Source organism: Sphingobium sp. TCM1, assembly GCF_001650725.1.
Lineage (GTDB): Bacteria > Pseudomonadota > Alphaproteobacteria > Sphingomonadales > Sphingomonadaceae > Sphingobium.
On sequence record NZ_LXVX01000012.1, the window covers coordinates 427,429 to 439,684 of the forward strand.

9 protein-coding genes are annotated in these 12,256 nt (G+C 61.0%); 7 read left to right on the plus strand and 2 right to left on the minus strand.

The window, feature by feature from the left end:
- Positions 1 to 143: 143 nt before the first annotated feature.
- Positions 144 to 617 carry an Lrp/AsnC family transcriptional regulator gene (locus A7Q26_RS10940; protein ID WP_066859388.1) on the plus strand — a complete coding sequence of 158 codons (474 nt, stop codon included), beginning with the start codon at positions 144 to 146 and terminating at the stop codon, positions 615 to 617.
- Between the two features lie 27 nt (positions 618 to 644).
- Here the strand turns inward: A7Q26_RS10940 and A7Q26_RS10945 are convergent, their stop codons facing one another.
- Together A7Q26_RS10945 and A7Q26_RS10950 are read right to left on the minus strand one after the other, a co-directional pair.
- Entirely contained in the window at positions 645 to 1,889 is a 1,245-nt protein-coding gene (locus A7Q26_RS10945; protein WP_066859508.1) for a tetratricopeptide repeat protein, read from the minus strand.
- 100 nt (positions 1,890 to 1,989) lie between these two features.
- Positions 1,990 to 3,264, minus strand: a complete 1,275-nt coding sequence (locus tag A7Q26_RS10950; RefSeq protein WP_066859389.1) for a hypothetical protein — start codon at positions 3,262 to 3,264, stop codon at positions 1,990 to 1,992.
- A gap of 277 nt (positions 3,265 to 3,541) precedes the next feature.
- Between A7Q26_RS10950 and gyrA the strand changes: the two genes are divergently transcribed.
- From gyrA to A7Q26_RS10980, 6 genes are all read left to right on the plus strand, one after another.
- A complete protein-coding gene (gyrA, locus tag A7Q26_RS10955) occupies positions 3,542 to 6,220 on the plus strand; it encodes a DNA gyrase subunit A (RefSeq protein WP_066859390.1) in 2,679 nt (892 codons plus the stop codon).
- Positions 6,217 to 6,564, plus strand: coding sequence for a DUF952 domain-containing protein (locus A7Q26_RS10960; protein WP_066859391.1), 348 nt, complete (start codon positions 6,217 to 6,219; stop codon positions 6,562 to 6,564). The genes gyrA and A7Q26_RS10960 overlap by 4 nt, the downstream gene beginning before the upstream one ends.
- A gap of 382 nt (positions 6,565 to 6,946) precedes the next feature.
- Positions 6,947 to 8,890 carry a PrkA family serine protein kinase gene (locus A7Q26_RS10965; protein WP_157102528.1) on the plus strand — a complete coding sequence of 648 codons (1,944 nt, stop codon included), beginning with the start codon at positions 6,947 to 6,949 and terminating at the stop codon, positions 8,888 to 8,890.
- A gap of 37 nt (positions 8,891 to 8,927) precedes the next feature.
- Complete coding sequence (locus A7Q26_RS10970) at positions 8,928 to 10,235, plus strand: YeaH/YhbH family protein (RefSeq protein WP_066859393.1); 1,308 nt, start codon at positions 8,928 to 8,930, stop codon at positions 10,233 to 10,235.
- Complete coding sequence (locus tag A7Q26_RS10975; RefSeq protein WP_066859394.1) at positions 10,232 to 11,773, plus strand: SpoVR family protein; 1,542 nt, start codon at positions 10,232 to 10,234, stop codon at positions 11,771 to 11,773. The genes A7Q26_RS10970 and A7Q26_RS10975 overlap by 4 nt, the downstream gene beginning before the upstream one ends.
- Positions 11,774 to 11,905: 132 nt before the next feature.
- Positions 11,906 to 12,109 carry a hypothetical protein gene (locus tag A7Q26_RS10980; protein WP_066859509.1) on the plus strand — a complete coding sequence of 68 codons (204 nt, stop codon included), beginning with the start codon at positions 11,906 to 11,908 and terminating at the stop codon, positions 12,107 to 12,109.
- The last annotated feature ends 147 nt before the right edge of the window (positions 12,110 to 12,256 follow it).

The window sequence follows — 12,256 nt, forward strand, 5'->3', positions numbered from 1 at the left end:
TGCTATGGATAGGCATTCGTTACGAAAAGGGAAAGAGAGTCGGTGTCGCGACAGAAACGCAACGTCGCATAGTGGGACAATTGCATTGTCCTGAAACATTATTATGATGAGCCTCTCAAACAGGACAGGAAATAATCGGAATAATGGCCGGGCCGAATATCGACGACATCGACCTGCAGATCCTTGGAGAGTTGCAGCAGGACGGACGAATGACCAATGTGGAACTGGCCCGGAAAGTGGGCCTGACGGCTCCTCCGTGCCTGCGCCGCGTGCGCGCATTGGAGGAGGCTGGGGCCATTACCTCCTATCATGCCGTGGTCGACCCGGCGATGCTGGGCTACACCATCACAGTCTTTGCCATGGTCAGTCTGAAGAGCCAGGCGGAAGCCGATCTCAAGGCGTTCCAGGATCATGTCGCCGGCCTCCCGGAAGTCCGCGAATGTCACATGCTGAACGGTGAAATCGACTTCATTCTGAAGGTGGTGGCCAAGGATCTGCAAAGCTTCCAGCAGTTCCTGACGTCCAAGCTGACGCCGGCCCCCAATGTCGTGAGCGTGAAGACGTCGCTCACCATCCGCACGTCAAAGAATCTGCCGGGCGTGCCGCTGCCGGTTTGAGCCGGCAGCGGAAGGTTAAAGGCGGATTTATGCCGCCTTTTTGCTTTGCTGGTCGATCCAGACCGACCAGAATCCTGCAACATTCCCCCAGTCGCCATTGCCAGCTTGACTGAGTGCGGTCTGGGCGCTCGCCAGGTCGCCTGATCGTGCCAGCGCCATGCCGAGCCGGGCATTGACCCGTCCGGCATCGACGCCACCTTTGGTCAAGGCCAGGCGATATTGCTCGACCGCCTGCGGAAATTGACCCAGCGACACGTAGCTGTCCCCCAGCGCCAGCGCATCCTTGCCGGTCGATGCGGAGGCTGCTTTCTTCGCCAGTGCGGGCAAGCCCGCAATTTCCTTGGTGGCCTTGGGGGTCACGCTCTTGAGCAACTGGCTCGTGACCGCCTGAGTCGGGGTCAGCTTGCCGGCCTTGCGCCCGGACTCGATGATGGCCTTGGCTTCAGCATAATAGCCGGCCTTTTCCGCCAACTGGGCATAGTTCTGATAGTCGCGCTCGCTCGCCATCGCCCCATTGGCCGCCTGCAACCGGTAGAGATCAAGCTGGGCCTGGGACTCCAGGCTGCCGACGGACAGATAGTTGGTCAGTGCCGACCGCCAGTCCTCCGGACTGGACGATCGCGCGAGCCGCTCGCGGTATAGCTGGCTGACTTCGGCCCAGTCCCCGGCCTGATAGGCCATGGCGATGCTGCGGTCGATCCAGGGGAGCGGAACGGGTTCGCCAGAAGCGCGCTTCTGCACGATGGCTGCCTGCAAATAGGGACGGGCGTCCTTCGGCTTGTTGCGCCGCATGGCGATGTCCGCCCTCAGCATCGTCGCATCCACGCCGTCATAGCCAAGCGTCTTGGCGTAATCGAGTTGGGCCAGGGCATCATCATAATTGCCCACGACATAGGAAAGGTAGCCCGCGATGTAGCGCAAGCGGGGAGCGTCTGTCCGGGGAACGGCGGTCGTCTTGAACAGATCGGTCAGCGCGATCCGCTGGGCCTGCACGTCCCGCCGCTGCACCGCGAGCTGATAGCGAAGGCCGGCTGCGGCATAGGCCTCGAAATCGGTCGTCGGCATCAGAGCGTTGATATGCGTCGCCGCCGTCGTCACATCCCTTGCCTTGAGCGCCGCTTCGGCGGACTCCACATTGGCGCGAAACACGTCCGACATCGTGATTGGCGGGCCGGCGACCACCAGCTTCTTCTTGGCCAGAGCAGGCGTGCCAGCGAGCATTACCGCCGCCGCCACGGACAGGCCGCACGAAATAACCGTCGATACACGCATGGCCGTCCTGGCCTCCCCCATATCCAGACCGGAACCTGCCGGCATCATTGCAACATACAGCGCGGCGCTGCCGCCGTGGAGGCGGCAGCGCGTGGCAGGATCAGGCGCCCTTGGTGCCCAGATAGGCCAGCCAAAGGTCGGCGATCTGCTTGCGCGATCCGGCCTGGACCGACTGGAACGCTGCCTTCGCACCGGTCGTGTCGCCCCCCATCATCTTGGCGATGCCAAGGCGGGTATTCACCTCATCCGCATCGACGCCGCCCTTCTGCTTGGCCAGTTCGAACAGCGCCGCCGCCTTGGCATAGTCGCCATAGCCGAGATACGCATCCGCAGTGGCCGCCGCGATCTTGCCGTTAGCCGCCTTTTTCGCGTCGGCTTCGGCAGAACCGAGAGAACCCTTGTCGCCGGCGATCTTGGGCACGGCGGTCTGGTAGACATCGGCGCCCGCGCTGGCGCTCAGCACGCCCTTCGAACGGCCTTTGTCGATGATCGACTTCACTTCGCCGTAGATGCCGGTCTTCGACGCCATCTCAGCATATTCGGTGTAGTCGGCCGCGATCACCAGCCCGTCGGAAGCCCCCAGCAGGCGAAGCACGTCCAGATTTTCGCGGTTGGAAATCGCGGGATTGGCGCGCTGGAAGAGGCGGACGAGCGTGCGGAGATTCTGCCCGCTCGGCTCGGCCTGATAGGCCATCTTCGCCCATTCCGTCACTTCCGGCAGCTTCGCCGCTTCGGCGCGGCCCACGCCAATCTGGTACCATTGCGCCGGCACGGGCTGCCCCGAAGCCTTCGCGGCATCCGCAGCAGCCTTGAGCGCGGCAAGCCCTTTCTGGTTGAAGCCGCGTGCCGGTTCGGCCGAAGCGTTGGCCGTCCCCGCTTTGCCGAAATAGGCCTGGGCAAGCGTCGGATTCACCGCGGCAGGCTTGTATCCGGCGGCCAGAGCCGCCTCGGCCCGCTGGATGGCGAGGTCATAATTTTTCGCGCCCAAGGCCTGATCGGCAGCGACCGCATTGAACTGGCCCGCCTGTTCCGGCGGCGTCAGGCCGCTGTCGAGCATCTGGGCCAGCGCCTCGCCTTGAAGGGCATTATCCTTAGCCGCGATCGAGGTGTTCAGCTTGATCGCGCCGATCTGATATTTGTCGTCGTTCGACTGCGCCTTGCTGTCGGCTTCGGCCAGCGCGGCCTTTGCACCCGCGAAATCCTGCGCTTCCGCTGCCTTCTGCGCCGCCTGCAAAGCCTTGATCACGTCGGGGGAGACGTTGAGCTTCGGTCCAGCCTTCTTCTCTTCCTTCTTCGCGGCAAAGGCGGGTGCCGAAACGGCGCCGCCCGTCAGCGCCAGAGCCAGCGCGAGCGCCACCGGGGTAACAAAACGCATGATCCTCATCTCCTTTGCGTGCCTGACAGGGGACTCAGGCGACCTTTCGGGGTTAAGCGCCGATTAGGGGGCGACGCGTGAATGGGCATTGAACAAGCCTAAATCGGCACGATTTGCAACCGTTATGCGTCGCCTTCGTTCCGTTAGCGGCCATGAGCGGGCACATACTGCCTAGGCTGCGCGCGCAGGCGCGCGAGCGCGCGCGAGGGGTGACAGATTTGTTTCGCTGGGCTAGGGATCGGGCAGCACATCATCATCCTGAAAAAAGAGAATCGCTTTGACCGACGAGACTGTCCTCGCCGACCCTTCGGACATCAGTCCCATCTCCATCGTCGAGGAGATGAAGACCAGCTATCTCGATTACGCCATGTCGGTCATCGTCGCCCGCGCCCTGCCGGACGTGCGCGACGGCCTCAAGCCGGTCCATCGCAGGATTCTCTTCTCGGCCCAGGAATCTGGCTTCGTCTACAATCGCCCCTATCGCAAGTCCGCCCGTCTGGTCGGTGAGGTGATGGGTAAATATCACCCGCATGGCGACAGCTCCATCTACGATGCGTTGGCGCGCATGACCCAGGACTGGTCGATGCGCGTGCCGCTGATCGACGGCCAGGGCAATTTCGGCTCGATGGACCCCGATCCGCCAGCGGCAATGCGCTACACCGAAGCGCGCCTGGCCAAGGTGGCCGGCGCCCTGCTGGAGGATCTCGACAAGGACACGGTCGATTTCCAGCCTAATTACGATGCCTCGGAAAATGAGCCGCAGGTTCTGCCCGCACGCTTCCCGAACCTGCTGGTCAATGGCGCGGGCGGCATCGCGGTCGGCATGGCGACCAACATCCCCCCGCATAATCTGGGCGAAGTGCTGCGGGCCTGCCTGGCCTATATCGACAATCCCGCCATTTCCACAGACGAACTGATCCAGATCGTCCCCGGGCCGGACTTCCCGACCGCGCCGCTGATTCTCGGGCAGTCGGGCGCGCGCAGCGCCTATCATACCGGGCGCGGCTCGATCATGATGCGCGCGCGCCACGAGGTCGAGGAAGGGCGTGGCGACCGCCGCTCGATCGTGCTGACGGCCATCCCCTATCAGGTCGGCAAGAGCGGCCTGGTCGAAAAGATCGCCGAAGCCGCGAAGGACAAGCGGATCGAGGGCATCAGCGACATCCGCGACGAATCGAGCCGTGAAGGCGTCCGGATCGTCATGGACCTGAAGCGCGACGCGACGCCGGATGTGGTGCTGAACCAGTTGTGGCGCAATACACCGGCCCAGTCGAGCTTCCCGGCGAACATGCTGGCCATTCGCGGCGGTCGTCCGGAACTGCTGGGCCTGCGGGAGATCATCGAAGCCTTCGTCAGGTTCCGCGAAGAAGTCATCACTCGCCGGACCAAATATGAGCTGAACAAGGCGCGGGACCGCGCTCATATCCTGCTCGGCCTCGTTGTCGCGGTCAGCAATCTCGACGAGATGGTGAAGATCATTCGCGGCTCGTCCAGTCCGGCCGAAGCGCGTGAAAAGCTGCTGGCGCGCGAATGGCCGATCGGCGAGATCGCGCCCTATCTGCGCCTGGTCGAAGCGGTCGAAACAGATGTCCATGGCGACGTCTACAAGCTGTCCGACATTCAGGTTCGCGCCATCCTTGATCTGCGCCTCCATCGCCTCACGGCGCTGGGCCGTGATGAAATCGGCAAGGAACTGGCCGAACTGGCCGAAGCCATTGCGGAATATCTCGCTATCCTTGGCGACCGGGTGAAGCTCTATGCCGTGATGCGCGAGGAGTTCGAGGCGATCGAGCGCGAGTTCGCAACACCGCGCCTGTCCGAGATCACGGCCGCTGCCGACGGAATCGAGGACGAGGATCTGATCGAGCGCGAGGAGATGGTCGTCACCGTCACGGTGCAGGGCTATATCAAGCGCACGCCGCTCGAAAGCTTCCGCGCCCAGGCGCGCGGCGGCAAGGGGCGTTCCGGCATGGCGACCAAGGATGAGGACGCCGTAACCGAACTCTTCGTGACATCGACCCATACGCCGGTGCTGTTCTTCTCGACTGCGGGCAAAGTGTACCGCATGAAGGTATGGCGCCTGCCCGAAGGCGGCCCGGCGACACGCGGCCGACCAATGGTCAACCTGCTGCCGCTCGGTCCCGGCGAGACTATCCAGACGGTCCTGCCGCTGCCCGAGGATGAGGAAAGCTGGAAGGATCTGCACGTCATGTTCGCGACCGCGAACGGCACGGTTCGCCGCAACAGCATGGATGCCTTCGCGAACATCCCCTCGAACGGCAAGATCGCCATGCGCTTCGATGATGAGAGCACCGACCGCCTGATCGGCGTCGCGCTGCTCACGGAGGAGGATGACGTCCTTCTCGCCACGCGCCAGGGCAAGGCGATCCGTTTCCAGGCAACCGACGTTCGCGAATTCCAGAGCCGCACCTCGACAGGCGTGCGCGGCATGACGCTCAAGGGTGATGACGAGGTGATCTCGCTCTCGGTCCTGCACCGCGCGGGCGCGTCGCAGGAAGAACGCGACGATTATCTCCGCTTTGCTCCATGGAAGCCGGAGAAGGAAGGCACGCCGCAGATGAGCGAGGAACGTTTCGCCGAATTGCAAGGCAAGGAACAGTTCATCCTGACCGTCTGCGCCAATGGCTATGGAAAACTGTCCTCCGCCTACGACTATCGGCGCACGGGACGCGGTGGTCAGGGTATCACCAATATCGACAATATCGGCCGCAACGGCCTGGTAGTCGCCAGCTTCCCGGCGACCCAGGCGGACCAGCTGATGCTGGTCACGGATCAGGCGAAGCTCATCCGCATGGGCCTCGACAGCCTGCGGGTCATTGGCCGCAATTCGGCCGGTGTCCGCCTGTTCAACGTCGCCGATAACGAGCATGTGGTGAGCGCGGCCAAGATCGAGGAAAGCGACGAGGATGGCGAACCGGAAGCCACTGAAGCGTGAGCGACCTCTTCGCCTACAAGGTCCTGACCGCCGAGCAATTTGACCAGTTCAGGGCCGACGGCGTCTTCAAAGGGGCGCCGATCGACCTGACCGATGGTTATATCCATATGTCGACGCGCGAGCAGGCGGCAGAGACCGTCGCCAAGCATTTTGCGGGGCAGGATCGGCTGGTCATGCTGATGGTCGACCTCGCCGCTTTCGGCGACGCCATCCGGTGGGAAGAATCGCGCGGCGGAGCACTCTTTCCTCACCTCTATGGCGACCTGCCGATGACCGCAGTGGCGGGCAAGGTGGTGCTGCGTCTGGACGACCAGGGCAATCACCTCTTCCCGGCCGGCTTTTGATCTTCGGCAGGGTTTCGGACGGCAGGCTTCGGGCGCACGCCTGAATCGCGGTCGTCGGACTAGTTGAACGGATGGAAGCCTCTTCCCTGCGAGGGCAAGTGGTGACATTATGCCTTTTGGAGGCGATCGTTCATCGCCGTGGCAGTATATCGGCGCACCAGGCTTGTGTGTCGGCGTCGTAATTCGTCCTGCCGATATTTGAAATTTCCCAGAAGTGGGAAGTCAATCATAATTGAAAATGGATGTCATCGCGGATTTTGCGAGGAATTTAGCGCGTCCTTGTCAATGTTGACCATTTTTCGATTGCCATCTTGTACGGGCTGTTTTTGTCCCCGCTTTCGTATTATATTCAACATAGTGGCGCATGTGGCGGGAGTCGCCTGTGACGAAAAATGAACTGTTTTCGAGCTTCGCGACAAAGTTCGACGATCGGCGGCAAGCCGAAATGTCCATCGAGGATTATCTGCTGGGATGCCGTAGCGATCCGCTGATGCACGCATCCGCTCCTGAGCGCTTGCTGGCGGCGATCGGCGAGCCGGACATCATCGATACGTCCCGCGACCAGCGGCTCGGCCGGATATTCATGAACCGGACGATCCGTCGTTATCGCAGCTTCGCCAATTTCTACGGCATGGAAGGGACGATCGAACATATCGTCAGCTTCCTGCGTCATGCGAGCCAAGGGCTGGAGGAGCGCAAGCAGATCCTCTATCTGCTCGGCCCGGTTGGCGGCGGCAAATCCTCGCTGGCCGAGCGTTTGAAGGCACTGATGGAAGTCCATCCCATCTATGTGCTGAAGGCCGGGGACGAGGTCAGCCCGATCTTCGAAAGTCCGCTGGCGCTGTTCGACGCCGAAACCCATGGCGACGTCATCGAGCAAAATTATGCGATTCCCCGCCGTCGCCTGACGGGAATGATCAGTCCCTGGTGCCGCAAGCGGTTGGACGAATATGCCGGCGACCTGACGCGCTTTTCGGTGGTGCGGATGATGCCCTCACGGATGCGGCAGGTCGCCATCGCCAAGACCGAGCCGGGAGACGAGAATAACCAGGATATCAGTTCGCTGGTCGGCAAGGTCGATATCCGCAAGTTGGAAATGCTCTCGCAGAATGATCCCGACGCCTACAGCTATTCGGGCGGCCTCAACCGGGCGAACCAGGGGATGCTGGAATTCGTCGAGATGTTCAAGGCGCCCATAAAGATGCTCCACCCGTTGCTGACCGCGACGCAGGAGGGCAATTATATCGGTACGGAAAATATCGGCGCCATTCCCTTCAACGGCATCGTCATGGCCCACAGCAATGAATCCGAATGGGCCAATTTCAAGAACAACAAGAATAACGAAGCCTTTATTGACCGCATCTACGTGATCAAGGTGCCCTATTCCCTGCAAGCAAGCGAGGAACGGCAGGTCTACGAGAAGCTGCTGCGGGAATCCGACCTCAGCAAGGCGCCCTGCGCGCCAGGAACGCTCGACATGCTGGCCCGCTTTTCGGTGCTGACCCGGCTGCGCGAGCATGAGAATAGCAACCTCTACTCAAAGATGCGCGTCTATGACGGCGAAATGCTGCGGGAGATCGATCCGCGAGCGAAAAGCCTCCAGGAGTATAAGGACGCGGCCGGCGTGGACGAAGGGATGTCGGGCACTTCCACCCGTTTCGCCTTCAAGGCGCTGTCGGCAACCTTCAACCATGACAGCAACGAGATTGCGGCCGATCCTGTTCACTTGATGTATGTGCTGGAAGGGATGGTGCGGCAGGAACAATTCCCCGCCGACGTCGAGGCCCGCTATCTGGAGTTCATCAAGGGCGAATTGGCCCCGCGCTATGCCGAGTTCATCGGCAACGAGATCCAGAAGGCCTATCTGGAATCCTACAACGACTATGGCCAGAACCTGTTCGACCGCTATGTCGCCTATGCCGACGCATGGATCGAGGATCTGGATTTCAAGGATCCCGATACCGGCCAGTTGCTGGACCGGGAGGTCATAAACCAGGAATTGTCCAAGACCGAAAAGCCGGCGGGGATCGCCAACCCAAAGGATTTTCGAAACGAGGTGGTGAAGTTCGCACTCCGGATGCGGGCCAGCAATGACGGGCGCAATCCCAGCTGGACCAGCTATGAAAAAATCCGCGAAGTCATCGAGAAGCGGATGTTCAGCCAGGTCGAGGATCTGCTGCCGGTCATCAGTTTCGGATCGAAGAAGGACGGCGAGACGGCGACCAAGCATGATGAATTCGTCGCCCGCATGATCGAGCGGGGTTATACCGAACGGCAGGTCAGGCGCCTGGTCGAATGGTATATCCGCGTCAAGCAGGCGGGATGACGGAGCCAGGCTTCCTCGAAGACAAACCGGCGGTGCCATGCACATAGTCGACAGACGTTTGAATCCGGGGGGCAAAAGCCTGGTCAACAGGCAACGCTTCGTGCGTCGGGCGAAGGCCTATGTGCAGCAGGCGGTGCGTGACAGCCTGAAGGATCGCAGCATCAAGGATCTGGACAAGCAGGGCCAGATTTCGATCCAGCGGGACGCCATCCATGAACCCACATTGCACCGCGCAGCGCAGGGCGGCAATCGCGAGCGCGTACTGCCTGGCAATCGCGACTATATGGAGGGCGACAGGATCAAGCGCCCCGGCGGCGGTGGGGGAGCGGGATCGCAGGCGGGGCAGGGCGAGGGGGAAGATGATTTCCGGTTCGTGCTCAGCCGCGAGGAATTTCTAGACCTTTTCCTCGATGATCTGGAGTTGCCCGACCTGGCGAAGCGTAGGCTGATCGGGGGCGCAGTCGACGGGATCAGGCGCGCGGGCTATTCGACCGCAGGCAATCCGTCCAACCTGTCCGTGCCGCGCACCATGCAAAAGGCGCTGTCGCGTCGGCTGGCGCTGCGCCGGCCGAGTGGCGGCGAGCTGCGGCGGATCGAGGACGAGATCGCCGAGATCGAGCGCCAGAGTCCGCCCACACCCGACGGTGCCGCAAGATTGGAAGCGCTGCGTGAGGAGCGGGCACATATCATCCGTCGGCGCAACCTGATCGCCTATATCGACCCGGTCGACCTGCGCTACCGCCGCTTCGAAACGGTGCCCAAGCCCGTTGCGCAGGCGGTGATGTTCTGCCTGATGGACGTGTCCGGCTCCATGACCGAGCATATGAAGGATCTCGCCAAACGGTTCTTCGCGCTGCTCCATCTGTTCCTGTCACGCTGCTATGAGCATGTTGAAGTGGTGTTCATCCATCACACCGACCGGGCGGCGGAGGTCGATGAGCAGACCTTTTTCTACAGCACGGTGACGGGCGGGACGCTGGTATCGAGCGCGCTTGAGAAGCTGCTGGAAGTGATCAAGGAACGCTATCGGCCCGACGACTGGAACATCTATGTGGCGCAGGCTTCGGACGGCGATACGATGCAGTCGGACAATGGCCGAGTGGTGAACCTGATGCAGGACGACATCCTGCCCATGTCGCAATATGTCGCTTATCTGGAGGTCGGGCGCGAGGAGTTTGCCGATGTCGACATGATCGGCACCACCACCGGCCTGTGGCAGGCCTATGCACCGGTCAGTGAAGCGCATCGCCATTTCGTGATGCGCAAGGTGCATCATCGGCGGGAAATCTATCCAGTCTTCCGCGAACTATTCCAGCGCAGGGGCATGGCGGAGAAAAGCGGATGAAGGCGAGGCAGGCGGATGCCCCGCTGTTCACGGGCAGCGATTGGGATTTTGCTCTTATCAACCGTATCCATGATGCGATCGAGCCGATCGCGCTCAAGGAAATGAAGCTGGATATCTATCCCAACCAGATAGAAATCATCAGCGCGGAACAGATGCTGGACGCCTATTCGTCGATCGGTATGCCGCTCTTCTACAAACATTGGTCCTTCGGCAAACAGTTCGTGACCAATGAAATGCTGTATCGAAAGGGACAGCGGGGGTTGGCCTATGAACTGGTCATAAACAGCAATCCCTGCATCAACTATCTGATGCAGGAAAATAGTGCGACCATGCAGACGCTGGTGATAGCCCATGCTGCCTTTGGGCATAATCATTTCTTCAAGAATAATTATGTCTTCCGGCAATGGACCGATGCGGAAGGGATTCTCGATTATCTGGAATTCGCGAAGCGCTACATCGCCCAGTGCGAGGAACGTTATGGCCAGTTGGCGGTGGAGCGTGTGCTGGACGCGGCCCATGCACTGATGAACCAGGGCGTTCATCGCTATCCCCGCGTCCGTCCCCGTGACCTCAAGAGCGAGGCCGCGCGGGAGGCTGAGCGGCAGGCTTATCGCGACCGCATCTATGACGATTTGTGGCGCACTGTGCCCGTCGGCGCTCGCGCCGACGCGGTGCCCAGCGACGCACGCCGCGCCGCGCTCGGTCTGCCCCAGGAAAATATCCTCTATTTCCTGGAAAAGACGGCGCCCCGGCTGGAGAGCTGGCAGCGTGAAGTGCTGCGTATCGTCCGCCTGATCGCCCAATATTTCTATCCCCAACGCCAGACCAAGGCGATGAATGAGGGGGCGGCGACCTATACCCATTATCGCATCATGACGACGCTGCATGAGCGTGGCCTGCTCACCGACGGCGCCTTCATGGAATTTCTCCAGTCGCATACCAATGTCGTCTATCAACCTACCTATGATTCCGGCCACTTCGGCGGCTTCAACCCCTATGCGCTGGGCTTCGGCATCATGTCGGATATCGACCGGATCTGCCGGGAACCGACAGAGGAAGATCGTGAATGGTTTGGCACGATTGCCGGATCCGGCGATCCGGTCGAGGTGCTGAAGGATATATGGGCCAATTATCGGGACGAAAGCTTCGTCTCCCAATTTCTCAGCCCCCGCCTGATCCGACACTGGCGGCTGTTCAGCATTGTCGATCGGACGGGCGAGTCGGAATTGCGGGTCGACGCAATTCATGACGAACGCGGCTACCGACGGATCCGGCGGGCTTTGGCGCGCGAATATGATATCGGGCGACAAGAACCGGACATTCAGGTCGTCGATGTCGATCTGGCTGGCGACCGCAGACTGATGCTGGAGCATTCGGTGCTGGACGGGGTGGTGCTCGATCCCGGTGACGCCGTCCTGGTTTTGCAAAACCTCGCCAATCTATGGGGTTATGAAGTCGCCCTGAAAGAGGTTGATGCCGATACGCGCCGCGAACTGAAGAACCATGTCGCCCAACCCAGGCTCAACTGGCTGCGCTAGGATTGGCCGTGATCGCGCCGTTTGCCGCATCGGTGAAGATTCCATTTCCATTCGGCGGTGGAAGCGTTAAAATCCGCGCGTTTTCTGCGGGTGGCACGCGACGGAGTACTCGCGAAACAGCAGGAGTGCGTCATGGTGAATGATATTACCTCCGCAGAATGCCTGGAGCGGGCGCGTATGCACGAACAACTCGCTAGGAGCACGGACGACGTTTCGGCGCGCAAGATGCACCAGGCAATGGCGGCAGAATTCCGCCGCCGCGCGGAAGCCGGTGGGGTGGAAGCCGCGCCTGTCAACCGGCCTTTGCTGGAGCTTTCCGCCGCTCCGTTTCAGTGAGTCCCGTGGGAAGCGCCTTATGCAGTACCACGGACGCGGAATGTAATTCTGGAGTAGTTTTTCGCCCTCTCGGACGAGTATCTAGGCAGCCTGCTTATTCCCATGGCGTCTCCCCAGTTCTTGATCAGTAGTACGGATTTGCAAGTC